This is a genomic window from Pseudomonas sp. TWR1-1-4, assembly GCF_049897165.1.
In the GTDB taxonomy this organism is placed as follows: Bacteria; Pseudomonadota; Gammaproteobacteria; order Pseudomonadales; family Pseudomonadaceae; genus Aquipseudomonas; species Aquipseudomonas canadensis.
In genome coordinates this window covers 428008-451226 of record NZ_JAFCVS010000005.1, presented here as the reverse complement: position 1 = coordinate 451226, position 23219 = coordinate 428008, and the positions used below count along the sequence as shown (strand labels likewise).

Genomic DNA, 23219 nt, shown 5'->3' with positions numbered 1-23219 from the left:
CCCATCCTTGTCACTCAAGGCAACAAGGCAAATGAGGGGCGGCAAAATGAACGGCATGAGCGATGTGCGGCTGGCGCTACACGGTCAGGAACTGCAGGCAGGACAAGAGCGGGCGACGGCGCCGCGCGATATCAGCCGCTGGGGTCTGTTCTGGCACCGTCGTCACACGCGCAAGGCGTTGCTGCATCTGACCCGCGAACAACTGCGCGATGTCGGGTTGACCGCCGAACAGGCGCGCCAGGAAGGTCTCAAGCCCTTCTGGCGCGACTGAATCACACCAGCTCTTTGAGGCGATGCCACAACATCCCCAGTGCCAACAGCGGCGAGCGCAGGTGCTTGCCGCCGGGGAAGGTGATGTGCGGCACCTGGGCGAACAGGTCGAAGCGCCCCTGTTGCTGGCCACTGATGGCTTCGGCCAGCAACTTGCCCGCCAAGTGGGTGGCGTTGAGGCCATGGCCGGCGTAGGCCTGGGCGTAATACACGTTGGGTTGGTCGGCCAGGCGGCCAATCTGAGGTAAACGGTTGGCGCCGATACCGATCATGCCGCCCCATTGATAATCGATTTTAACGTCCGCCAATTGCGGGAAAACCTGGAGCATTTTCGGACGCATGTAGGCGCCGATGTCCTTCGGATCGCGACCGGAGTAGTGACAAGCGCCGCCGAACAGCAGTCGACGGTCGGCGGACAGTCGGAAGTAATCCACGGTGACACGCTGGTCGCACACCGCCATGTTCTGCGGCAGCAGGTGGGCGGCCTGCACTTCGCTCAACGGCTCGGTGGCGATGATGTAGCTGCCGGCGGGCAACACTTTGCCGCTCAGGTGTGGGTTGAGGCCATTGAGGTAAGCATTGCACGCCAGCACCAGGGTCTTGGCGCGCACGTTGCCCTGGGCGGTGTGCACGTTGACTTCGGGGCCGTAGTCGATACGGGTGACTTCAGACCGCTCGAACAGCTTCACGCCCAGTTGCTGCGCGGCGGCGGCTTCGCCAAGGGCCAGGTTCAGCGGGTGCAGGTGACCGGAACCCATGTCGATCATGCCGCCCACGTAGCGGTCCGAACCGATTACGCTGCTCATCTCGTTGGCTTGCAACAGGCGCACTTCGTGGCGATAACCCAGGCCACGCAGCTCTTCGGCGTCTTCGGCCAGGCCTTGCAGGTCGCGAGGCTTGTTGGCGAGGTCGCAGTAGCCCCAGGTCAGGTCGCAGGGAATCTGGAAGCGTTCGACGCGCTCACGCACGATCTCCACGGCTTCCAGGCCCATCAGCTTCATCTGGCGCACGCCATCGGTGCCGATCACATTGGCGAACTGGTCCAGGCCATGGCCGACGCCACGGATCAACTGGCCGCCGTTGCGTCCGCTGGCGCCCCAGGCGACCTTGCGCGCCTCCAGCAACACCACGCTGAAACCCCGCTCGGCCAGTTCAAGCGCCGTGTTCAGCCCGGAAAAACCGCCGCCCACCACGCATACATCGGCCGTCACTTCGCCGGTCAGCACCGGGTAATCGGGTTGCGGCACGCTGCTGGCGGCGTAATAGGACGGGGTGTGCCGGGCGCTGGCAGTCATGGGGAGCATCCCTGTTTGGAAAATTTGACGCAGGATACAGTGGTCGGATGAAGCTGTCTGCGCAGGGCGTTTTGCGGCAGAATCCACGCCTATTCGCCGTTCGGTATGTGTTTCGATGAGTTGCAACAGTCAGAAAATCAGCGCACTGCGTCGGCAGATTCCTTCGTTCGATTGCGTCCCCGGTTGCCACGACTGCTGTGGGCCGGTGACCACGTCACCCGAGGAAATGTCGCGCCTGCCGCGCAAGACCGCCGCCGAGCAAGATGCGGCCATGGATGAACTGAACTGTGTGCACCTGGGCCCCAACGGCTGCACGGTGTATGACGAGCGACCGTTGATCTGCCGGCTGTTTGGCACCACCAAGGCCTTGCCGTGCCCGAATGGGCGGCGCCCGGTGGAGCTGATTCATCCGCGGGTGGAGAAGCAGATCCATGAGTACATGGCGAGCACGCGGCAGGTTTTGGTTTAGCCCGCTCTTCAGTCCGGAATCGGCAGGTTAAGGCTCTCCTTCACCTCTTCCATCACGATATAGCTCTTGGACTCCCGTACATGGGGCAGTTTGAGCAGGATATCGCCCAGCAGTTTGCGGTACGACGCCATCTCGGAAATCCGTGCCTTTACCAGGTAATCGAAGTCGCCTGATACCAGGTGGCACTCCAGCACATGGGGCAGTTTCAGCACGGCGCGGCGAAACTCCTCAAAGGTGTCGCCGGACTTGTAATCGAGGCTGATCTCGACAAATACCAGCAAACTGCCCTTCAAATGCTGCGGGTTGAGCCGCGCGTTGTAGCCCATGATGATCCCTTCGCGCTCCAGCCGGCGCACACGTTCGGTACAGGGCGTGGTCGACAGCCCGACTTTTTCCCCCAGCTCCGTGAACGAAATACGCCCATCGGTTTGCAAGATGCGCAGGATGTTGCGATCGATCTTGTCCAGCTCCCGCTTGGTCTGGGTGTTGGTACGCATAGGGGATACGCCTCTGTGAAAAGGGTTTTTGCCGAGAATTGTCGCCAAATATAGGCAGTTATATAGTGAAATGCACTGGCAATTGTTTTTTAAACTGCGCTCATCATTGCTCGAATAACACACGTCAGCGGCCATGCCCGCGATGAGGATATAAAAATGCGCGTTCTGGTCTTGGGTAGCGGCGTCATTGGTGTGACCAGTGCCTACTATTTGGCGCGGGCCGGCTTTGAAGTGGTGGTCGTCGACCGTCAGCCCGCCGCTGCCATGGAAACCAGTTTCGCCAACGCCGGCCAGGTGTCCCCAGGCTATGCGTCGCCATGGGCTGCGCCGGGCGTGCCGCTCAAGGCCATCAAATGGCTGTTGCAACGCCACGCGCCGCTGGCGATCAAGGCCACTGCCGATATCGACCAATACCTGTGGATGGCGCAGATGCTGCGCAACTGCACCGCCAACCGTTATGCGGTGAACAAGGAGCGCATGGTGCGCCTGTCCGAGTACAGCCGTGACTGCCTCGACGAACTGCGCGCAGAAACCGGCATTGCCTACGAAGGCCGCAGCCTCGGGACGACCCAACTGTTCCGCACCCAGGCGCAGCTGGATGGTGCGGCCAAGGACATCGCTGTGCTGAAGGAGTCCGGCGTGCCGTTCGAAGTCCTCGACCGCGCTGGCATTGCCCGCGTCGAGCCGGCCCTGGCCAGCGTCACCGATATCCTCGCGGGCGCCTTGCGCCTTCCGAACGACCAGACCGGCGACTGCCAGATGTTCACCACCCGCCTGGTCGAGATGTGCAAGCATCTGGGCGTGGAGTTTCGCTTCGAACAAGACATCCAGCGTCTCGACTACGCCGGTGACCGCATCAACGGCGTGTGGATTGATGGCAAGCTGGAAACCGCCGACCGCTACGTGCTGGCCCTCGGCAGCTACTCGCCGAAGTTGCTCAAGCCGCTGGGGATCAAGGCACCGGTGTACCCACTCAAGGGTTACTCGCTGACCGTGCCGATCACCAACCCGGCCATGGCGCCGACTTCGACCATTCTCGACGAGACGTACAAGGTCGCGATCACCCGTTTCGACAACCGCATCCGCGTCGGTGGCATGGCTGAAATAGCCGGTTTTGACCTGTCGCTGAATCCACGTCGGCGCGAAACCCTGGAGATGATCGTCAACGACCTTTATCCTCAGGGCGGCGATTTGACCGAAGCCAGTTTCTGGACCGGTCTGCGCCCGACCACGCCCGACGGCACGCCGATTGTCGGTGCCACCCCGTTCAAGAACCTGTTCCTGAATACCGGCCACGGCACCCTCGGCTGGACCATGGCCTGTGGTTCCGGTCGCTTGCTGGCCGACCTGATGGCGAAGAAAACCCCGCAGATCAGTGCCGAAGGCCTCGATATTTCCCGTTATGGCAACCACCAGGAGTCCGCACAACATGTCAATCCAGCGCCAGCTCACCAATGAGCGAATGAGCCAGATCGTTGTCCACAGCGGTACCGTGTATCTGGCCGGGCAAGTCGGCGACGACATGAACGCCGGGATTGAACAGCAGACCCGTGAAACCCTGGCCAATATCGAGCGTTTGCTCGACCTGGCTGGCACTGACAAGAGCAAGCTGCTGTCGGTGACGATCTACCTGAAAGACATCGACGCGGATTTCGCCGGCATGAATGCGGTGTGGGACAAATGGCTGCCCAAGGGTGTTGCGCCTGCCCGCGCCACCGTTGAAGCCAAGCTGTGCGAACCGGAAATCCTGGTAGAGCTGTCCGTCGTGGCGGCCTTGCCTTAAACCCAGATCCCTCTCCCGGTGCCGACGTTGTCGGTCGGTGCCGGTTTTTTTTCACTTTGCCGCCTAGAAGCCTGCCGCCATGCGTCCTGCCCGTGCCCTGATCGACCTCCAAGCCCTGCGCCACAACTATCAATTGGCCCGTGAAGTCACGGCGGCCAAAGCCCTTGCCGTGGTCAAGGCCGATGCCTACGGGCACGGCGCCGTGCGCGTGGCCCAGGCGCTGGAAGGCGAAGCGGATGGGTTTGCAGTGGCCTGCATCGAGGAGGCACTGGAACTGCGCGCTGCCGGAATTCGCGCGCCAGTGCTGCTGCTGGAAGGCTTTTTCGAGGCTGACGAGCTGCCGCTGATCATCGAGCATGATTTCTGGTGCGTGGTGCATTCGCTGTGGCAGTTGGATGCGATTGAGCAAGCCAAGCTGAGCAAACCGCTGACTATCTGGCTCAAACTCGATTCCGGCATGCACCGTGTTGGCCTGCATCCGAAGGATTATCAGGAGGCTTACCAACGCCTGCTGGCCAGTGGCAAAGTCGCCAAGATCGTTTTGATGAGCCACTTCGCGCGCGCCGATGAACTCGACTGTGTGCGCAGCGATGAACAGGTCGCGGTGTTCGAGGCGGCGCGACAGGGCTTGTCGGCTGAGGTTAGCCTGCGCAATTCGCCATCGGTGATGGGCTGGCCGAATGTGTCCAGCGACTGGGTGCGCCCCGGCATCATGCTTTACGGTGCCACGCCGTTTGGCGAAGACCAGGCCGTGGCCGCGCGTTTGCAGCCGGTGATGACCCTGGAGTCCAAGGTGATCTGCGTGCGTGAACTGCCGGCTGGTGAGCCGGTGGGTTACGGCGCCAAATTCATCACGCCCAAACCGATGCGCATCGGCGTGGTTGCCATGGGTTATGCCGATGGCTACCCGCGTCACGCGCCGACCGGTACGCCGGTATGGGTGGCGGGGCAGCGCAGCCATTTGCTGGGCCGCGTGTCCATGGACATGCTGTGCATCGACTTGACGGACGTACCCCAGGCCGGGCTCGGTTCCACGGTGGAGCTGTGGGGTAAAAACATCCTCGCCAGTGACGTCGCGGTCGCCGCCGAGACCATTCCTTACCAGCTGTTTTGCAACCTGCGCCGCGTGCCAAGGCTCTATTCCGGGGCTTGATCGTCCGGTACGAACACAACCGCCCGGGATTTAGGCCCAAGTGTTGTAAATACTGAACGCTGTCGCCATGATAACGCTCAATTACAACAAAGCCTGAATCCTAGGAGGCTCCTGCATTGGACGTCGGCGAACGACTGCAATCCATCCGTAAACTGAAGGGTCTTTCCCAGCGCGAGCTCGCCAAGCGCGCGGGTGTCACCAACAGCACCATTTCGATGATCGAAAAAAACAGCGTCAGCCCCTCGATCAGCTCCTTGCGCAAGGTGCTGGGCGGCATCCCCATGTCCATGGTCGAGTTCTTTTCCGAGGAGATCCTCCAGGAAATACCGACGCAGATCGTCTATAAAGCCAATGAGCTGATCGACATCTCTGACGGCGCCGTCACCATGAAACTGGTAGGCCGGGCTCACCCCAGCCGGGCGATTGCGTTTCTCAACGAAATCTACCCACCGGGCGCCGACACGGGCGAAGAAATGCTCACTCACGAAGGCGAAGAAACCGGGATTCTGGTGGAAGGTCGCCTGGAGCTGGTGGTCGGTCTTGAAACTTTTGTGCTCGAAGCGGGCGATAGCTACTACTTTGAAAGTACCAAGCCCCATCGTTTTCGCAATCCGTTCGACGTGCCGGCGCGACTAATCAGCGCAGCCACACCCGCGAACTTTTAAGAAAAGAGGCGTCCTGCCAGCGTTGCAGAGACTCCCGTAGCTGTATCCGTGAAGCCGAATCTCCCTTTATTTAATAGGGTTGTTTCGGCCGGGCGGGCTAACCGTTATACTTTCGCCGCCTGCGAAACCGTGGCCGCAGGCGTGAATAGCCACCATTGAGGGTGAACGCGTGAACCTAATTATGAAAATGCTGGCTGCACCAGCAACCGTACTGGCCCTATGGGCTGTCAGCGCTCAAGCTGCGACCAATGATGACATTGCCAAGCGCCTGGAGCCTGTCGGCCAGGTATGTGTCCAGGGCCAGGAGTGCAAGGGCATGGAAGTGGCGGTCGCCGCAGGCGGCGGCGCTGCGAAGACGCCGGATGAGATCATCGCCAAGCATTGCAACGCTTGCCACGGCACCGGCCTGTTAGGTGCGCCAAAAATCGGCGACACCGCTGCCTGGAAAGAACGCGCCGACCATCAAGGCGGCCTGGATGGCATCCTGGCCAAGGCGATTACGGGCATCAATGCCATGCCACCCAAAGGCACCTGCTCCGACTGCTCGGATGACGACCTCAAAGGTGCGATCGAGAAGATGTCCGGCTTGAAATAAACCGACCTTCGCCAAAAAGCCGCTTTCGAGCGGCTTTTTTGTACCCGTGATTTGTGTTTCAGCGCTGTTCTTTGCAGCAAAGACCCGGCAAGCTCGGTCCAACCCCTAATCATGGAATGTTCAGGAGGGTCGGATGGTGCAGTTGTGTTCAATCGAGCAAGCAGTTGTCGATGTACTGGAACGGTTGCCGGCACATATCCATATGGGCATGCCGTTGGGCTTGGGCAAGCCGAACCTGTTTGCCAACGCGCTGTACCGGCGCGTCGCCAAGTTGCCGGAGCGGGCACTGACGATCTACACCGCGCTGAGCCTGGGCCGGCCGACGATGGGCGATGGTTTACAGAAACGCTTTCTCGAACCCTTTATCGAGCGGGTGTTTGGCGATTATCCCGAGCTGGATTTCCTGGCCGACCTGCACAAAGACAGCCTTCCGAAAAATATCCATGTGCAGCAGTTCTTCATGCAGCCCGGCAGCTTGCTGCACAGCGAGTCGGCGCAGCAGGATTACGTGAGCAGCAACTACAGCCACGCTGCCCGCGACATCAACGCAGCGGGCCTGAACCTGGTCGCGCAGCTGGTCGCCAGCAGCAGCGAACACCCGGATCGCCTGAGCCTGAGCTGCAACCCGGATATCACCCTTGACCTATTGCCCATGATTGCCAAGCGTCGTGAGGCCGGCGAAACCATTCTGGTGGTCGGCCAGGTTCACAGTGACTTGCCCTACATGCCCGGGGACGCTGAACTGGGCATGGACGCTTTCGATTACCTGATCGATGAAAAAGACAGCACCACGTTGTTCTCCACGCCGAATATGCCGGTGGGTTTCCAGGACCACTTTATCGGCCTGCATGCCAGCACCCTTGTGCGCGACGGCGGCACCTTGCAGATCGGCATCGGCTCCATGGGTGATGCGCTGACGGCCGCGCTGTTGGCCCGCCAGGCGGACAATGAATCCTATCGACTGCTGCTGACAGACCTCGATGTGTACCAATGGGCGCCGTTGATCAGCCGCGAAGGCGGCGTCGATCCGTTCGCCCGTGGCCTTTACGGTTGCAGCGAAATGTTCGTCAACGGCCTGCTGGTGCTGGCGGACGCAGGGATTATCCGCCGCAAGGTCTACCCCGACGTGGCGACACAGGAGCAAGCCAACGCCGGTTTGCTGGATGATGCCGCACAGCCGGATGGCATTTCGATCCACGGCGGTTTCTTCCTCGGCCCGCGAAGTTTCTATCAGCGCCTGCAGGAAATGACCCACGCCAAACGCCTCGAATTCAACATGACCCGCATCAGCTACATCAACGAACTGTACGGACAGGAAGAACTCAAGCGCCTGCAGCGCGTGGATGCGCGCTTTATCAACAGCGCGATCATGGTGACGTTGCTCGGCACGGGCGTGGCCGATCAGTTGGAGGATGGTCGTGTACTCAGCGGCGTGGGCGGGCAGTACAACTTCGTTGCCCAAGGCCATGCGCTGGAAGGTGCGCGCTCGATCCTGATCCTGCGCAGCTGGCGGGAGTCGGCGGGGGAGGTCAGCTCCAATATCGTCTGGGACTATGGCCACTGCACGATTCCTCGGCACCTGCGGGACATTGTCATCACCGAGTATGGCATTGCCGATTTGCGTGGGCAGACGGATGCCAAGGTGATCGAGGCGTTGCTCAATATCGCCGACTCACGCTTCCAGGATGATTTGATCGAACAGGCGCAGAAGGCCGGCAAGTTGCCCAAGGATTTCAAGCTGGACCCGCGTTTTGCCGATAACACGCCCGAGCGGCTACAGGCGATTCAAGCGCGTCATCGTCGGCTGTTCCCGGAGTATCCGCTGGGCAGCGATTTCACGGACGAGGAGCGGGATTTGCTGCGGGCGCTGAACTGGCTCAAGAGCAAATTCAAGCTCACTGAGATTCTGGAGTTGGGCAAGGCGGCGTTGGATGCGCCGGAGCCGGAGGCGTTTCCCAAGCATCTGGAGCGTATGGGATTGAATAAGCCCGATGGGCTGAAAGAAGATTTGTATCAGCGGCTGTTGCTCGCTGGCCTGCAGGCCACCGCGAATTAGCCAGCAGCGCCGGGCTTTTGTGGTGAGCGGGCTTGCCCCGCGCGAGGCAAGCTCGCTCACTACAAAAATACCGCCAGGCGTGATTATTCGATGAAGGTCACTACGCCGCCTTCCAACGATTTCACCCGTGCCAGGGATTCCACTCGGTATCCCTGCGCATCCAACTCTGCACGGCCACCCTGGAACGACTTCTCGATCACAATCCCCAAACCGGCGACGGTCGCGCCGGCCTGCTTGATGATCGAGATGAGCGCCTGGGACGCCTTGCCATTGGCCAAGAAATCATCGATCACCAGCACGCGGTCGCTGCTGGTCAGGTGGCGAGGTGAAATCGCCACGGTGCTTTCGACCTTCTTGGTGAAGGAATACACCGTCGCGGACAGCAGGTTTTCCGTGAGGGTCAGGGATTGCTGCTTGCGTGCAAAGATCACCGGTACACCCAGGTTCAGGCCGGTCATGATCGCCGGGGCGATGCCGGAGGCTTCGATGGTGACGATCTTGGTGATGCCCGAATCCTTGAACAGTGCGGCGAATTCGTCGCCGATCAGTTTCATCAGTGCCGGGTCGATCTGGTGGTTCAGAAAGGCGTCGACCTTGAGTACCTGATCGGAAAGCACGATGCCTTCTTCGCGAATTTTCTTGTGCAGTGCTTCCACGGAAAGCTTCCTCTAATGGCGCGGTGCGCGCCGAAAGTAGATTAAAAAGTAGTCGATTCTAGCGCTTTAACATCGCGCGTATATCCGCCAAGGCGGTGTTGCCGCGAACGGCCTTCACCTCAGTCGGGGTGTCGTCATTGCCTTCCCAGGCCAGGTCGTCCGGCGGCAGTTCGTCGAGGAACCGGCTGGGGGCACAATCGATGATTTCGCCGTATTGCTTGCGCTTGGCGGCAAAGGTGAAGGCCAGCGTCTGACGCGCGCGGGTAATGCCCACGTAGGCCAGGCGGCGTTCTTCTTCGATGGTGTCGGCTTCGATGCTGGAGCGGTGCGGGAGGATTTCCTCTTCCATGCCCATGATGAACACGTAGGGGAATTCCAGACCCTTGGACGCATGCAAGGTCATCATCTGCACGCCTTCGGCGCCGTCTTCCTCTTCCTGCTGGCGCTCGAGCATGTCGCGCAGCACCAGCTTGCCGATGGCGTCTTCGACGGTCATTTCGCCGTCTTCGTCTTTTTCCAGGGTGTTCTTCAGTGCCTCGATCAGGAACCAGACGTTGCTCATGCGGTAATCCGCGGCCTTGTCGCTGGAACTGTTGGTGCGCAGCCAGTTTTCGTAGTCGATGTCCATGACCATGCTGCGCAGGGCGCTGATCGGGTCTTCGCCGGCGCACTGCTCGCGCACCTTGTCCATGAAGCGCTTGAAGCGCGACAGGCGATCGGTGAAGCGCGTGTCCAGGTGTTCGCCCAGACCGATTTCGTCGGTGGCGGCGTACATCGAGATCTTGCGTTCGGTGGCGTAGTTACCGAGTTTTTCCAGGGTGGTGGAGCCGATCTCGCGGCGCGGCACGTTGATCACGCGCAGGAAGGCGTTGTCGTCGTCCGGGTTTACGATCAGGCGGAAGTAGGCCATCAGGTCTTTCACTTCCTGGCGTCCGAAAAAGCTGTTGCCGCCCGACAGGCGATACGGCACCTGGTGATGCTGTAATTTCAGCTCGATCAGCTTGGCCTGGTAGTTGCCGCGGTACAGGATCGCGAAATCGCTGTAGGGCCGGTCGGTGCGCAAGTGCAGGCTGAGGATTTCCACGGCCACGCGCTCGGCTTCGGCGTCTTCGTTGCGGCAGCGGATCACGCGGATCTCGTCGCCGTGGCCCATCTCACTCCACAGTTGTTTTTCAAACTCGTGGGGGTTGTTCGAGATCAACACGTTGGCGCAGCGCAGGATGCGGCTGGTGGAGCGGTAGTTCTGCTCCAGCATCACCACTTTCAGCGACGGGTAATCGTCCTTGAGCAGCATCAGGTTTTCCGGGCGGGCGCCGCGCCAGGCGTAGATCGACTGGTCATCGTCGCCGACCACGGTGAATTGGTTGCGCTTGCCGATCAGCATTTTCACCAGCAGGTATTGGCTGGCGTTGGTGTCCTGGTATTCGTCCACCAGCAGGTAGCGCACCTTGTTCTGCCATTTTTCGAGGATGTCGGCGTGTTCTTCGAACAGCTTCACCGGCAGCAGGATCAGGTCGTCGAAGTCCACCGCGTTGAACGCCTTGAGCGTGCGCTGGTAGTGGGTGTAGACGATGGCGGCGGTCTGTTCCTTGGGGTTGCGTGCGTTTTCCAGCGCCTGGGCGGGCAGGATCAGGTCGTTTTTCCAGGCGCCGATCATGTTCTTGATCTCGTCCACGCCGTCGTCGCCTGCGTACTCTTTTTGCATGATGTCGGTCATCAGCGACTTCACGTCGGTCTCGTCAAAGATCGAGAAGCCCGGCTTGTAGCCCAACCGCACATGCTCCTTGCGGATGATGTTCAGCCCCAGGTTGTGGAAGGTGCACACAGTGAGGCCACGGCCTTCGCCACCCTTGAGCAGGGTGCCGACGCGCTCTTTCATTTCCCGCGCCGCCTTGTTGGTAAAGGTCATGGCGACGATGTACTGGGCGCGGATGCCGCACTGCTGGATCAAGTGCGCGATCTTGCGGGTGATCACGCTGGTCTTGCCGGAGCCTGCACCGGCGAGCACCAATAGAGGGCCGCCGACGTAGTTCACGGCTTCTTGCTGCCGGGGATTGAGTCGGGACATACGAAATTTTAGGAGTCGTTGTTCAAAAGGGCGGGCATTTTAACAGGCTCGCAGGATTCTGCTCTGTCAGAACGACAGTGTGACGTACCGCTCGATCTAAATTTGCCGGTTTTGATACTTTGCCGCAGGATGTCGGGGTTGTTTGCGACTAATGTTTACAGTTCGCGTGTTTGATAACCCCTATCATTGGTGATTATCCGGCCGCGCGTCATAATGCCCGCCGCCACGAAATTTTGCAGAGTCTAGGGAGCTAGCTTGTCTACGCCTGTCGAACCCTTGCGTTTGCTGCTGCTGGCCGATGAGCCGGCGTGGGCAGCGTTGTTGCGCGAGTGCCTGGCGCCGATGGGCGATGGGGCTGTGCTGATCAGCGCACCAAATTGGGAGTCCGTGAGCCGTCTGTTCGATGACGACCACAGCGCCGTGCTGTTGACCACGCCCAGCCTGCAACCCGGCCCTGGGCGCTGCAGCCTGCCGTGCGTATTGCTGTTGGAGCAGGAACCGTTGGTTGCGCCGCTTGGCGTCAGCGATTGGCTGGTACGGGATGTATTGGACGCCGATACAGTGCGCCGCTGCCTGCGCCACGTCCGCGAGCGCGGTGTGCTGGAAAACACCCTGCAACGCCTGGCCGAACAGGACCCGCTGACCGGCATCGCCAACCGCCAGGGTTTTCAGACCTTGCTCGCCGCGCGGTTGGCCGAGAACGAAGGCCGTGGCCTGGCCCTTGGTCACTTGGACCTCGACAATTTTCGCCACGCGAACGATGCCCTCGGCCACCAGGCCGGCGACCGGTTGATCCTGCAAGTGGTTTCGCGGCTCAAAAGCCAGCTTGAGGTCGGGGACCAACTGGCGCGTCTGGGTAGCGACGAATTCGCCCTATTGATCGACACCCGCCGCGCGCCCCAGCGTGCCGAGTGGATGGCCGAGCGCATCACCGAAGTCATGGCCGAACCCTATTGGGTGGATGGCGAAAGCCTGCTGATCGGCTGCAGCCTGGGCGTGGCCCATGCCCGCGCCCGTGCCGGTGCCGACCCGCTGATGTGGCACGCGCATATCGCCATGCAACAGGCCAAGAGCACCCAGGGCTGCACCTTTCATATTTTCAACGAACGCATCAACCGCAACGCGCGCAGCCTGGCCGACCTGGAAAGTGAATTGCGCCGCGCCTTGCGGCGTGACGAACTGGAGCTGCATTACCAACCGCGCCTGGACCTGGACGACGGGCATATCGTCGGCCTTGAAGCCCTGGTGCGCTGGCGGCATGGCGAGCGCGGCCTGTTGCCGCCGAGTGAGTTCGTGCCCCTGGCTGAGCAAAGCGGCCTGATCGTGCCGTTGGGCTACTGGGTCATCTCCCGCGCCCTGCGCGATATGCAGGACCTGCGCGAACGTGGCCTGCCGCCCCTGCACATGGCGGTCAACCTGTCGTTCCGCCAGTTCCAGGACAGCCAGTTGCTCTCCACCCTCAGTCGGCTGATTGCCGAGCGGGGCGTGGAGGCGCAGTGGCTGGAGTTTGAACTCACCGAAACCGCCGTGATGCGCCGCAGCGATCTGGTCAAGCAGACCATGGACGCCCTCGGCCGCCTCGGCGTGCGGTTTTCCCTGGATGACTTTGGCACCGGCTTCTCATCGTTCGTGCACCTCAACAGCCTGCCGATTGCTCTGTTGAAGATCGACAAGAGCTTTGTCGGTGGCATGGAAGAGCGTGAAGAGAACCGCAAGTTGGTGCACGCGATGATCAATCTGGCGCACAACCTCAATCTGGAAGTGGTTGCCGAAGGTGTGGAAACGCCGGAGCAGTTGGCGTTGTTGAGGCTGTTTGGTTGTGACCAGGCCCAGGGTTACCTGATCAGCAAGCCGCTGCCGCTACCGGAGTTGGTGGAGTACCTGACGTTCGGGAAAAGCCAGCAGGCCTTGCTGGGATGAACGGGTTGCGAACCCAGTCAACTGTAGGAGCCGGCTTGCCGGCGATAGCGGTGTATCAGTATCAGATGTTCTGACTGACACGCCGCCATCGCCGGCAAGCCGGCTCCTACAGGTTAATGCGCGGTGTGGAGTGCCTGGTGAGGTTCCGGCTCCTGCCGAATCATGCGCTTCATCTTCGCTTCAAACGCCCAGGTCAGGCTGACTGCCGCGCACGCCAGGCCCAGGGCCAAGCCCCACCATACGCCGGTCGGCCCCCAGCCCAGGGTGAAGGCCATCAGCCAGGCCGACGGTGCCCCAATCAGCCAATAGCAGCCCGCTCCTATCAGGAAGGTGGTCTTGGCGTCCTTGAGTCCGCGAATGCAGCCCATGGCGATGGTTTGCACGCCGTCGAACAGTTCGAACCACGCCGCTACGGCCAGCAGGCTGACGGCCAGGACGATCACGTCGTGGAATGCCGGGTCGTTATGGTCGATGAGCAGGCCGATCAACGGGTCGGAATAAAGCCACAGCATGGCGGCAAATCCCAACATCACTGCTGCGCCAAATCCTATGCCGACACGCCCGGCCAGGCGTGCCTGCAGCAACTGCCCGGCGCCGTAATGCTGGCCGATGCGCATGGTCACCGCGTAAGACATCCCCGCCGGCACCATAAACGCCACCGACACAATCTGCAGCGCGATCTGGTGCGCCGCCAACTGCGTGCTACCCATGGTGCCCATGCACAGCGCCGCAAAGGCAAACAACCCGACCTCCACCGCATAGGTGCCACCAATCGGCAGGCCCAGGCGCCACAACTCGCGCAGGTACTGGGTATTGAGGCGCATCAGGCCGGGGGCCAGTGGGTAGGCGGCATAGGCGCGGTTGCTGCGGATGTACCACATCAGCGCCAGTGCCATGCCGTTCGCGACGATGGCGGTGACCAAGCCGATGCCCATCAGGCCGAGTTTGGGCAGTCCGAACATGCCCTCGATCAGTGCGTGGTTGAGCAGATAATTCAGGACTGTGCCGCCGAGGCTGATGATCATCACCGGAGTGGCTTTGCCGATGGCGCTGGTAAAGCCGCGCAAGGCCATGAAGCTCAAGTAGCCGGGCAGCGCGAACGGCAGGATCGTCAGGAATTGCCCGGCCGACTGCACGTTGGTTTCCGTCTGGCCGAATATCAGCAGCAGCGGCTTGAGGTTCCACAGCAGCAAGCCAGCCGCCAAGGCCATCAGCCAGGCGAGCCACAGTCCGGCCTGGGTAAGGCGGGTAGCCCCTTCGATATCACCGGCGCCGTGACGGATAGCGACAAGCGTGCCCACGGCGGCAATCACGCCGATGCAGAAAATCGACACGAACGAATAGCTCGCTGCGCCCAGGCCTCCACCGGCCAGAGCTTCGGGGCTCAGGCGCGCCATCATCAGGGTGTCGGTCAGCACCATCAGCATGTGCGCCAACTGTGAGGCAATCAACGGCCCTGACAACCGCAGAATGGCCCAGAGTTCGGTACGTGCCGGATGTTGCATGATCATCACACTCGAGAAATCGGAGGATTGGGGAAGGGTTGATTCTCGGCGCTCTCAGCACATTGCACAAAGGGATAAATTTGATCGTTCACATGATTAAAACTCATACCTGTTCGATTCTGGTAGGGTTTGCGCATTGCGCTGTCGGAGCCTTCCCTATGTCCCGTCGTCTTCCTCCTCTTTACGCTTTGCGGGCTTTTGAGGCCGCTTCCCGGCACAACTCCTTCACCCGCGCGGCGGAGGAGTTGTCGATCACGCAAAGTGCGGTGAGCCGACATATCCGCACGTTGGAAGAGCACTTCGCCTGCCGCCTGTTCCAGCGCAGTGGCCGCACCTTGCAGCTCACCGAAGCGGCGCGTCTGCTATTGCCCGGCGTGCGCGAAGGTTTCGCCGCGCTGGAGCGGGCCTGCCATACCTTGAATGCCGAAGACGACATCCTGCGCATGAAGGCGCCGTCCACCCTGACCATGCGTTGGCTGTTGGCGCGGCTCAGCCGTTTCCGGGCATTGCAGCCAGGCAACGAAGTGCAACTGACCAGCGCCTGGATGAGTGTGGACGAGGTGGATTTCAACCAGGAGCCGTTCGACTGTGCGGTGCTGCTGAGCTACGGGCATTTTCCGGCGGATTGGGAGGCCAGTTATCTATTTCCGGAATTGCTGATCCCCGTAGGTGCGCCAAATCTGCTGGAGGATGGGCCCTGGGATGCGGCGCGCCTGGCCACCGCCGAACTGCTGCACCCCACGCCTGACCGTCGCGATTGGCGCAACTGGCTGGAGCGCATGGGCTTGTCATCCCAGGTGTCGCTCAAGGGCGGACAGGTGTTCGACACCCTCGAACTGGGCATGATCGCCGCCGCGCGAGGTTACGGCGTCTCCATGGGAGACTTGCTGATGGTGGCCGAAGATGTGGCCCAGGGGCGGCTGAGCCTACCCTGGCCGACGGCGGTCGCCAGTGGCGAAAATTATTACCTGGTGTGGCCGAAAACCCGCCCCGGCGGCGAGCGATTGAGGCGTTTGGCGGAGTTTCTGCAGGCCGAGGTCAAGGCGATGGAACTGCCGCCAGTCGAACGCCTCGATTGAGTGCTCGCAGACCATTCTTGCAATCGTTTGCGCGATACCCCTGTGATTCGCTCAAGTATTGCCTCGGCCCGCCGAAGTAGGTGTGTTGGAACCATCGTGCACCAACGCTACCCACTAGATAATTTGCCGAGCAGCGCTATGAGATCAGGATGATCCTGGCCTCGGCCAGGAGCTGTCATGTCTCAACCTCGTGCTCGGATTGCCTCCCAGTTAGGCCTCGCGTTAGCGGTGATTCTGGCTGTCGTCATCAGCGGCAGTACGGTGTTTGCCTTGCGTTCTCTCGACTCCGCCAACCTCGCGACCCGCGAGGAACACCTGGCCAGTGAGGCGCGCTTGCTCGCCGACCAACTCAATACCTTCCACAGCACCTTGCGCGAAAGTACCCAGCGTTTGAGCGGGCTGTTTGAAAAGCGCTTCGGCGCGGGCTTGAGTGTGCATGCAGACCAGCCGGTGACTGTGGCTGGGGTACAAACCCCTAGCCTGTACCTGGGCAGTGAAGTGCTGAACAACAACTTCGATGAAGTGGATGAGTTCAAGCAGATGTCCGGCGGCGTGGCCACGGTGTTTGTGCGCAGCGGCGAAGACTTCATCCGTATCAGCACCTCCTTGACCAAGCAGGACGGCAACCGTGCCATCGGTACGGTGCTGGATCGTCAGGGGCCAGCCTATCAGCGCGTGCTCGGCGGCCAGACCTACATCGGCCGTGCGGTGTTGTTCGACCGCTCCTACATGACCCAGTACAGCCCGGTGCGTGACAGCAGCGGCCAGGTCATCGCCGTGTTGTTCATCGGGTTTGACTACACCGATGCGCAGAATGCCCAGTTCGAGAACCTCAAGCGCTTCCGTATCGGCCAGACCGGCTCCCTGGCGTTGCTGGACGAGCAGAAGCGCTGGCTGGTGCCGCCGGCTGGTGTGCAGGCGCTGGACCAGGCGATCCCGGTGATGCTGGACCTGGCCAAGGCGCCGGGTTCGGGCCGCTTCTGGGCGGACAAGAACGAAGATTTCTACAGCGTCTCGGTGCCCTTCGAAGGCGGGCCATGGGCAGTCGTCGCGAGCATGCCCAAGGCTGAGATTCGCTCGGTGACGTGGGACGTCGGCATCCGCCTGGTGATCGGTAGCGTCCTGGCCATGTTGCTGGCGGTCGGCGCAACGGTTTGGCTGCTGCGTAGCAAATTAGCGCCGTTGGGCGACCTGGTGCGCCAGGCCGAAGCCTTGGGTGCGGGTGACTTGAGCGCACGCCTGAATGTGTCCAGCCATGACGAAATCGGCCAACTGGCGCGCAGCTTCAACCAGATGGGTGAAGCGCTGTCGACCATGGTCTCGCATATCCGCAAGGCGGCCGAAGAGGTCAACAGCCGCGCCCAGGCGTTGTCCGGGTTGTCCGGTGGTGCGTATGAAGGCATGGAGCAGCAGTCCGGCGAGATCACCAGCATGGCCGGCGCGGTAGAAGAGTTCAGCGCCACCTCGCTGAACATCGCCGACAATATGGGCAGCACCGAACGGCTGGCCCAGGAAAACGCCCAGCAAACCCGTATCGGGCGCAACTCGATGCAAGAGGCTTCGTCGTCCCTGGAACACATCGCCACCGCCCTGAACAGCACTGCCACGGTGATCAACACTCTCGGCCAGCGCTCCCAGGAAATCGGCGGGATCGTCGGTGTGATCACCTCGATTGCTGAACAAACCAACCTGCTGGCACTCAACGCCGCCATCGAAGCCGCACGCGCGGGTGAGCAAGGCCGAGGCTTTGCCGTGGTCGCCGATGAGGTACGCAACCTGGCGTCGCGTACCCGCGAGGCCACCGACGAGATCTCCGGAATGATCCAGAGCATCCAGCAGGAAACCGGCAACGCCATCAGCACCATGGAGCGCGGCAATGTGTTGATGCAGGAAGGCCTTTCGCGTAACGCCGACGTGGCGTCGGCCCTGGCGCGCATCGACGAGCAAAGCCGCTCGGCCGGTCAGCAGTTCGCGGCGATCACCACCGCAACCCAAGAGCAGAGCAGCACCGCAACCTTGCTCAGCAGCAACCTGCAGAGCATCGCGCTGGCCAACAGCGAGCAGCGCGAAGTGGTGTCGAACCTGGCGATCACCGCCAAGGAACTGGAGACCCTGGCGGCAGGCTTGCGGCATGAGGTGGATCGGTTTCGTTGAGACCTAGCGGTCGCCCAGCCCTGGGTCCACGCGCTTGCCGATGTCCTTGAGGCGCGCCAGTTGGTCGACCATGCCTGGGGCTTCGTCCATGCTGGTGACGAAGGTCCACAGGTAAGTCATGACCGCGTACACGTGACCGGCCTTGACGGCGGGGGACAAGGCCAGTTGGCTGATGGCGACCACAAAGAGCAAGGCGGCCAGCGTACCGAGAAACAGGTACGCAGCGGCCTCGCGGTCTGACAGCCAGATCCGCAGGCGCGACAGCACCTGGTAGTGGCGGCGCAAGGTCGGCGCACCGACTTTTTCCACCAGGCCGATTTCCTTTTCCAAGCGGTTGTTCAGGCGCTCATGCAGCTCTTGGTTACGTTGGGCAAAGCGCGGCAACAGCGTGATGCACAGCACCAGTGCGCCCAAGCACGCAAGGCCGACCCAGGGCTCGATCACGATCAGCATCACCGCCGCGCCAATAATCGATACCAGCGCCGTGGCGATGATCGGCACGTGCTTCTCAAAGAAGTCGACGAATTCCCGTGCGAGCACCACCCGTGCCGCTGACTTGGAGGTGCTGTGGTTCTGCAGGCGCTGGTTCAGGATCACCGGCACCGCCAGGTCGGCGTAGATCCGGGTGAAGGTTCGGGTGTCCAGCGCCCGGCGTGCCGCACCGACGACCCAGAACGCCAGGACCACGGCGGCATAGAACAGAGCGTTGCTGGCATCGCCACGGATGATTGCATCCACCGCAAACCCGGCAAACAACGGGTATGCCAGCAGCAGGGCATTTTCCAGTGCAACCAATGACAGCGTGCCGAACAGCTTGCCGGGATAGGCTTTGGCGATCGCCTTGAGGGTCTGGCCGGCGGATTGCTGGCCGATTTTCTTGCTTTCTTCGATCAGGATTTGAGGAGTGACGGATGTCATGGGTGCACCAAAGGGATGATAGACGCTATTATTGAGCGACTGCTCAAGTATCCTTGAGCGATCGCTCAAAAAGCAAGCGCCGCCTATCTGCCGGTGCCGAAAGGAATTGCCATGTCGCGTATCGACCGTAAAGACCAGATCATCGCCGCCGCCCTGGAGCTGTTTCGCAGCAAGGGGTTTGCCGATGTGTCCACCCGCGACCTGGCCGAACATGCCGGGTTGTCCCGTAGCCACGTTTATCACTACTTCAGTGATTGGAAGGAGCTGCGCCGCGAAGCCTTTGTGCGGTTTGCCAACGAACAGTTGGACGAAGTGCGGGCGCCTTTGGCAGAAGCACCACCTCTGGAAGCCTTCGTGGGTTTTCTGCGTGACTGCCTTCCGAGCACCGCGGATGCAGGCTGGGCGCTGTGGCTGGATGCCTGGGACGAAGCGATGCAAGACCCGCAAATGGCCCAGGCTTACCTGGTAATCAATGCTCAATGGCAAGGTATGCTCGCCGAAGTGATCGAGCGAGGTGTCGCTGCCAATGTCCTGCGTTGTGACTCGCCACAACGCGCTGCCCGCCAGATCTTTGCCGTGGCGATGGGCTACGCCGACGACTTGATGCTCAAACCCTCCACGGAATCGGCCGAGGCGGCCTTGGATGAAGTGATGGAAGTGGCGCGGTTGCTGCTCGACTTCCCCGCGTCGCCCTAGCCAACAGCCGCGGGCCGATACTGCAACGCTTCCGCCAGATGCGCCCGGGTGATGCTACCGGCGTGCTCAAGGTCGGCTAGGGTGCGTGCCACTTTGAGTAGCCGATGGGCTGCGCGCAAGGAAAGCGTCAGCCGTTCACAGGCGTTTTCCAGCCAGCATTCGTCGACCTTCGCCAGCTTGCAGTGCTTGCGTAGCCCCGGCAGATCAAGGAAAGCATTCGCACAGCCTTGGCGTTGCTGTTGGCGATCGCGGGCGTGGGCGACCCGTGCCGAGGCCTCGGCCGTGTTATCGCCCGCCTGCCGGGTAGGATTCAACGCGGTGGTTTCTCGCGCCACAGTGAGGTGCAAGTCGATGCGGTCCAGCAGTGGCCCAGAGAGCTTGTTGCGATAGCGCTGGATCTGCTCCGGCGTGCAGCGGCAGCGTCCGCTGGGTTCGCCCATGTACCCGCACGGGCAGGGGTTCATGGCGGCGACCAGTTGGAAGCGGGCAGGGAAGCTCACGCGGTCGCGGGCACGGGAAATTACGATATGCCCTGATTCCAGTGGCTCGCGCAGCACCTCCAACACTTTGCGGTCGAACTCTGGCAGCTCATCCAGAAACAGCACGCCGTGATGGGCCAGGGTGATTTCTCCCGGTTGCGGCTTTGACCCGCCCCCTACCAACGCCGGGCCCGACGCTGAATGGTGCGGCTGGCGAAACGGCCTGTGGGGCCAGTGGCTCAAGGGCGCCAGGCTGACAACCGACTGAATCGCCGCCACTTCCAACGCTTCCTGCTCACTCAACGGTGGCAACAAACCCGGCAGCCGGCTGGCGAGCAATGTCTTGCCGGTGCCGGGCGGGCCGCTGAACAGCAGGTTATGCGCCCCCGCCGCGGCAATCAGCAGTGCGCGCTTGGCAGCGAGCTGGCCCTGTACTTCGCTCAAGTCCGGGTAAGGCTTGTTCAGGTACAGCAAACCGTCGGATTTGTAGGGCTCGATAGGCTGATGTCCGTTCAGGTGCGCCACCACCTGCAGCAAATGATCCACGGCGATCACTTTCAACCCCGACGCCAGGCAAGCTTCCTCGGCATTCGCCCGCGGCACTATCACGGTGCGTCCGGCCTTGCGTGCCGCCAAGGCCGCCGGCAGCACGCCTTTCACTGCCCGCACTTCGCCGGACAGTGCCAGTTCTCCCAGGCATTCCACGTCGTCGAGCGTCAACGCCGGCACCTGCGCGCTGGCCGCCAGGATTCCCAGGGCAATCGCCAGGTCAAAACGCCCGCCGTCCTTGGGCAGGTCGGCGGGCGCCAGGTTCAGCGTGATGCGGCGGGCAGGGTATTGCAGCGCAGAATTGAGAATGGCGCTGCGCACCCGGTCCTTGCTTTCCTTGACCGCCGTTTCCGGCAAGCCCACCAGCGTCAGGGATGGCAAACCATTGGCCATATGCACTTCGACGGTGACGGCGGGGGCTTCCACGCCAATCTGGGCGCGGCTGTGGACGATGGCGAGGGACATGCTCGTTCCTTGAACAATGGAGACCGCTTCCTGCGGTTTCTCAAAGGTAGTCGAGGGAACGGAAGTACAACGAATCAGACTTTTACAGGACGTATCAACGTGCAAAGGCGCCGGGATACTTATCCAGGTAAGCGCTGTTGAGTTGAGTGTCTGGGGTGCGCATAAAGGTGCGGAAATCGGGAATCAGGAACACCAGCAGTGACAACCCCAGCACCATCGCCCCCAGCGACGCGATGGTCAGGGCGACGCCGAGGTAAGCGATCAAGCCATTCATGGCGAAACTGCCCAACGGGCTGGCTGCCGCGGACAGGAAGGACACGGTGGCGAACATCCGGTTGCGATGTTGCTTGGGGGTCGCCAGCAGCCTCACGGCAGAGGTCGGAATGTTGATCAGCATCAGGCCCACCCCACCGCAGAAAAACGCCAGGGGCACGACGACTATCGATGAGAGCGTGCCGGCCAGCCACATATTGCCGCCCAACAGCGCAAAGCCTGCAGCGACACACAGGTCGCGGGACACCCGATAGGTCAACCAACCGGTGATCTTGTAGCTGCCCGCCAGGATGCCCAGGCCGAAGCACGCATCCAGCAGGCCGAGGTAAGTGATCGGGAAGTGGATAACCGTCTTCACGTAGAGCGGCAGCAGGATGGTAAAAAACGGAAACAGGGCAAAGTTGATGATCATCGCCACAAGGGCCAGGTAGAACTCGACCTTCACCTGATAGACCGCCTTGAAGCCCGAGTAAATCATGCGCCAGCCGCTGGCAGCCGGGCTTTGTTCATCGGGGGCGCTGGCGTCGAGGCGGAGTGGGATCGAGGTAATCAGCACTGCCGCGCCAAGCATCGCAAAGAAGTCGACGGTAAACGCCAGCGTGGTGCCGAAGCTGAAAATCAACGCGCTGGCCATGACTGGCCCAAGCAGGTTGGAAATGGACGAGAGCATGCTTTTGGTGCGCATGGCCAGTGAGACCTGATCGTCACGCGCAAACAAGGGAATGATCGATGACTGCAACGGGTCACGCACACCGGCGACGGCACTGCTGACCAGCATCAAGGCGCCGACGCTCCAGGGGTTGAACAGCTGCGTTGCAGACAGAAAAACCATCCACAGCGCGGTCAGCACGCTGGTCAGGGAGGCCAGCCTCAGGATCAGGATCTTGTTGTACTTGTCGCCCAGCCATCCCAGCAGCGGGCGGGCCAGCACCTCTGCCGCGATGGAGCAGGCGATCATGTTGGCGAAGGCGATGGCGGAACCGGTTTCCTGCAAGGCCCACCACGCCACGGCGAGTTGGTTGCAGCGGCCACCGAGTACCACCAGCAAAAAGCTGAATTGTATTTTCAGCAGGCGCCGGTCGAGGGCCGGCAAGCCCCACATGGACCGATTGATGCCGGTTATTCGCCGGCTGGCGTCAACCGCGCTTCCAGCTCGGCCACTTTAGCCTCCAGGCTTTCCAACCGCGCACGCGTTCGGGCCAGCACTACCATTTGGCTATCAAACTCTTCCCGGCTCACCAAGTCGAGCTTGCTGAAACCGCTTTGCAGCAATGCCTTGAATTGGCTTTCGATTTCATTGCGGGGCAACGGCGTGTCACCGCTGAACAGGCGAGAGGCGTGGCCGCTCAGGGCGTCGAGGAGGTCTTTGGGCGCGAGCATGGGAAATATTCCGGAAAACTGTTGGCCGGCAGTGTATCACGCAGCGTCTATAGTCTTTTTCACGACGGCGGGCGCACGCTTTTCGCGCAGAGGGTCGGGCGGCGGCGCACTGTTTTTGTGCGCATTGCAACCGCCGAAGAGGCCCGCAGGTGGGCATAAGTGGGCAAAGGACTGATTTCAGTGATTTTTACGGAGCTGGCAAGGTTTCTGCTTAGACGATCATGACCCATGCACTGATGCAGTCGCTGTGACGAATGCAGTGCGCCGACGGATCAGGGGTACAGGTTTCGTCAC

Annotated in this window: 21 protein-coding genes; 12 read left to right on the top strand and 9 right to left on the bottom strand. The window is 61.3% G+C overall.

From position 1 onward, the window contains the following. The first annotated feature begins 46 nt into the window (after nucleotides 1-46). Nucleotides 47-271 (top strand): DUF1127 domain-containing protein, encoded by a 225-nt coding sequence (locus tag ACP7C6_RS17890; protein WP_016975915.1) that lies wholly within the window; start codon nucleotides 47-49, stop codon nucleotides 269-271. A 1-nt stretch (nucleotide 272) separates the two neighbouring features. On the opposite strand, the gene ACP7C6_RS17885 is transcribed toward ACP7C6_RS17890, so the two are convergent. Next, nucleotides 273-1565 (bottom strand): NAD(P)/FAD-dependent oxidoreductase, encoded by a 1293-nt coding sequence (locus tag ACP7C6_RS17885; protein WP_426109056.1) that lies wholly within the window; start codon nucleotides 1563-1565, stop codon nucleotides 273-275. 115 nt (nucleotides 1566-1680) lie between these two features. Between ACP7C6_RS17885 and ACP7C6_RS17880 the strand changes: the two genes are divergently transcribed. Then, on the top strand, nucleotides 1681-2034 hold the full coding sequence (locus tag ACP7C6_RS17880; protein WP_068935975.1) for a YkgJ family cysteine cluster protein: 354 nt from the start codon (nucleotides 1681-1683) through the stop codon (nucleotides 2032-2034). A gap of 8 nt (nucleotides 2035-2042) precedes the next feature. Here ACP7C6_RS17880 and ACP7C6_RS17875 read toward each other — a convergent pair whose 3' ends face one another. Beyond that, nucleotides 2043-2531 carry an Lrp/AsnC ligand binding domain-containing protein gene (locus ACP7C6_RS17875; RefSeq protein WP_003176896.1) on the bottom strand — a complete coding sequence of 163 codons (489 nt, stop codon included), beginning with the start codon at nucleotides 2529-2531 and terminating at the stop codon, nucleotides 2043-2045. A 156-nt stretch (nucleotides 2532-2687) separates the two neighbouring features. On the opposite strand from ACP7C6_RS17875, the gene dadA reads away from it, so the two are divergent. From dadA to ACP7C6_RS17845, 6 genes are all read left to right on the top strand, one after another. Continuing rightward, a complete protein-coding gene (gene dadA, locus ACP7C6_RS17870) occupies nucleotides 2688-3989 on the top strand; it encodes a D-amino acid dehydrogenase (RefSeq protein ID WP_028618463.1) in 1302 nt (433 codons plus the stop codon). Continuing rightward, nucleotides 3961-4314, top strand: coding sequence for a RidA family protein (locus ACP7C6_RS17865; RefSeq protein ID WP_028618462.1), 354 nt, complete (start codon nucleotides 3961-3963; stop codon nucleotides 4312-4314). The genes dadA and ACP7C6_RS17865 overlap by 29 nt, the downstream gene beginning before the upstream one ends. 79 nt (nucleotides 4315-4393) lie before the next feature. Then, nucleotides 4394-5467: an alanine racemase gene (alr, locus tag ACP7C6_RS17860; protein ID WP_028618461.1), complete on the top strand. Its 1074-nt coding sequence runs from the start codon at nucleotides 4394-4396 to the stop codon at nucleotides 5465-5467. Nucleotides 5468-5583: 116 nt separating this feature from the next. Beyond that, entirely contained in the window at nucleotides 5584-6132 is a 549-nt protein-coding gene (locus tag ACP7C6_RS17855) for a cupin domain-containing protein (protein ID WP_003176893.1), read from the top strand. 181 nt (nucleotides 6133-6313) lie between these two features. Beyond that, nucleotides 6314-6727, top strand: coding sequence for a c-type cytochrome (locus tag ACP7C6_RS17850; protein ID WP_016975909.1), 414 nt, complete (start codon nucleotides 6314-6316; stop codon nucleotides 6725-6727). Between the two features lie 133 nt (nucleotides 6728-6860). Further along, on the top strand, nucleotides 6861-8783 hold the full coding sequence (locus ACP7C6_RS17845) for an acetyl-CoA hydrolase/transferase C-terminal domain-containing protein (protein WP_426109055.1): 1923 nt from the start codon (nucleotides 6861-6863) through the stop codon (nucleotides 8781-8783). Between the two features lie 83 nt (nucleotides 8784-8866). Here ACP7C6_RS17845 and ACP7C6_RS17840 read toward each other — a convergent pair whose 3' ends face one another. Both ACP7C6_RS17840 and rep read right to left on the bottom strand, forming a co-directional pair. After that, nucleotides 8867-9439: a xanthine phosphoribosyltransferase gene (locus ACP7C6_RS17840; RefSeq protein WP_025856334.1), complete on the bottom strand. Its 573-nt coding sequence runs from the start codon at nucleotides 9437-9439 to the stop codon at nucleotides 8867-8869. A 58-nt stretch (nucleotides 9440-9497) separates the two neighbouring features. Beyond that, entirely contained in the window at nucleotides 9498-11507 is a 2010-nt protein-coding gene (gene rep / locus ACP7C6_RS17835; protein ID WP_028618459.1) for a DNA helicase Rep, read from the bottom strand. Nucleotides 11508-11762: 255 nt separating this feature from the next. Between rep and ACP7C6_RS17830 the strand changes: the two genes are divergently transcribed. Further along, nucleotides 11763-13427, top strand: a complete 1665-nt coding sequence (locus ACP7C6_RS17830; protein WP_311893535.1) for a putative bifunctional diguanylate cyclase/phosphodiesterase — start codon at nucleotides 11763-11765, stop codon at nucleotides 13425-13427. A 113-nt stretch (nucleotides 13428-13540) separates the two neighbouring features. On the opposite strand, the gene ACP7C6_RS17825 is transcribed toward ACP7C6_RS17830, so the two are convergent. Next, entirely contained in the window at nucleotides 13541-14938 is a 1398-nt protein-coding gene (locus ACP7C6_RS17825; protein WP_028618457.1) for a NorM family multidrug efflux MATE transporter, read from the bottom strand. 152 nt (nucleotides 14939-15090) lie between these two features. Between ACP7C6_RS17825 and ACP7C6_RS17820 the strand changes: the two genes are divergently transcribed. After that, complete coding sequence (locus tag ACP7C6_RS17820) at nucleotides 15091-16011, top strand: LysR substrate-binding domain-containing protein (RefSeq protein ID WP_028618456.1); 921 nt, start codon at nucleotides 15091-15093, stop codon at nucleotides 16009-16011. A 177-nt stretch (nucleotides 16012-16188) separates the two neighbouring features. Continuing rightward, the gene (locus ACP7C6_RS17815; RefSeq protein ID WP_122729850.1) at nucleotides 16189-18165 is read left to right on the top strand and encodes a methyl-accepting chemotaxis protein; all 1977 of its coding nucleotides are present in this window, start codon (nucleotides 16189-16191) and stop codon (nucleotides 18163-18165) included. Between the two features lie 3 nt (nucleotides 18166-18168). On the opposite strand, the gene ACP7C6_RS17810 is transcribed toward ACP7C6_RS17815, so the two are convergent. Continuing rightward, nucleotides 18169-19083 carry an ABC transporter six-transmembrane domain-containing protein gene (locus ACP7C6_RS17810; RefSeq protein WP_177005061.1) on the bottom strand — a complete coding sequence of 305 codons (915 nt, stop codon included), beginning with the start codon at nucleotides 19081-19083 and terminating at the stop codon, nucleotides 18169-18171. 111 nt (nucleotides 19084-19194) lie between these two features. Between ACP7C6_RS17810 and ACP7C6_RS17805 the strand changes: the two genes are divergently transcribed. After that, the gene (locus tag ACP7C6_RS17805; protein ID WP_426109054.1) at nucleotides 19195-19779 is read left to right on the top strand and encodes a TetR/AcrR family transcriptional regulator; all 585 of its coding nucleotides are present in this window, start codon (nucleotides 19195-19197) and stop codon (nucleotides 19777-19779) included. On the opposite strand, the gene ACP7C6_RS17800 is transcribed toward ACP7C6_RS17805, so the two are convergent. From ACP7C6_RS17800 to ACP7C6_RS17790, 3 genes are all read right to left on the bottom strand, one after another. Beyond that, nucleotides 19776-21272 (bottom strand): YifB family Mg chelatase-like AAA ATPase, encoded by a 1497-nt coding sequence (locus ACP7C6_RS17800; RefSeq protein WP_236317239.1) that lies wholly within the window; start codon nucleotides 21270-21272, stop codon nucleotides 19776-19778. The two genes, ACP7C6_RS17805 and ACP7C6_RS17800, sit on opposite strands and share 4 nt — an antisense overlap. A gap of 94 nt (nucleotides 21273-21366) precedes the next feature. Further along, nucleotides 21367-22647, bottom strand: a complete 1281-nt coding sequence (locus ACP7C6_RS17795; RefSeq protein WP_426109053.1) for an MFS transporter — start codon at nucleotides 22645-22647, stop codon at nucleotides 21367-21369. Between the two features lie 17 nt (nucleotides 22648-22664). Next, nucleotides 22665-22925 (bottom strand): accessory factor UbiK family protein, encoded by a 261-nt coding sequence (locus tag ACP7C6_RS17790; protein WP_010207460.1) that lies wholly within the window; start codon nucleotides 22923-22925, stop codon nucleotides 22665-22667. Between the last annotated feature and the right edge of the window lie 294 nt (nucleotides 22926-23219).

Coding starts and splice junctions, on each gene's coding strand:
- ACP7C6_RS17890 (WP_016975915.1), top strand. CDS start 47: ATGAACGGCATGAGCGATGTGCGGCTGGCGCTACACGGTCAGGAACTG.
- ACP7C6_RS17885 (WP_426109056.1), bottom strand. CDS start 1,565: ATGACTGCCAGCGCCCGGCACACCCCGTCCTATTACGCCGCCAGCAGC.
- ACP7C6_RS17880 (WP_068935975.1), top strand. CDS start 1,681: ATGAGTTGCAACAGTCAGAAAATCAGCGCACTGCGTCGGCAGATTCCT.
- ACP7C6_RS17875 (WP_003176896.1), bottom strand. CDS start 2,531: ATGCGTACCAACACCCAGACCAAGCGGGAGCTGGACAAGATCGATCGC.
- dadA (WP_028618463.1), top strand. CDS start 2,688: ATGCGCGTTCTGGTCTTGGGTAGCGGCGTCATTGGTGTGACCAGTGCC.
- ACP7C6_RS17865 (WP_028618462.1), top strand. CDS start 3,961: ATGTCAATCCAGCGCCAGCTCACCAATGAGCGAATGAGCCAGATCGTT.
- alr (WP_028618461.1), top strand. CDS start 4,394: ATGCGTCCTGCCCGTGCCCTGATCGACCTCCAAGCCCTGCGCCACAAC.
- ACP7C6_RS17850 (WP_016975909.1), top strand. CDS start 6,314: ATGAAAATGCTGGCTGCACCAGCAACCGTACTGGCCCTATGGGCTGTC.
- ACP7C6_RS17845 (WP_426109055.1), top strand. CDS start 6,861: ATGGTGCAGTTGTGTTCAATCGAGCAAGCAGTTGTCGATGTACTGGAA.
- rep (WP_028618459.1), bottom strand. CDS start 11,507: ATGTCCCGACTCAATCCCCGGCAGCAAGAAGCCGTGAACTACGTCGGC.
- ACP7C6_RS17825 (WP_028618457.1), bottom strand. CDS start 14,938: ATGATCATGCAACATCCGGCACGTACCGAACTCTGGGCCATTCTGCGG.
- ACP7C6_RS17820 (WP_028618456.1), top strand. CDS start 15,091: ATGTCCCGTCGTCTTCCTCCTCTTTACGCTTTGCGGGCTTTTGAGGCC.
- ACP7C6_RS17815 (WP_122729850.1), top strand. CDS start 16,189: ATGTCTCAACCTCGTGCTCGGATTGCCTCCCAGTTAGGCCTCGCGTTA.
- ACP7C6_RS17810 (WP_177005061.1), bottom strand. CDS start 19,083: ATGACATCCGTCACTCCTCAAATCCTGATCGAAGAAAGCAAGAAAATC.
- ACP7C6_RS17805 (WP_426109054.1), top strand. CDS start 19,195: ATGTCGCGTATCGACCGTAAAGACCAGATCATCGCCGCCGCCCTGGAG.
- ACP7C6_RS17800 (WP_236317239.1), bottom strand. CDS start 21,272: ATGTCCCTCGCCATCGTCCACAGCCGCGCCCAGATTGGCGTGGAAGCC.
- ACP7C6_RS17795 (WP_426109053.1), bottom strand. CDS start 22,647: ATGTGGGGCTTGCCGGCCCTCGACCGGCGCCTGCTGAAAATACAATTC.
- ACP7C6_RS17790 (WP_010207460.1), bottom strand. CDS start 22,925: ATGCTCGCGCCCAAAGACCTCCTCGACGCCCTGAGCGGCCACGCCTCT.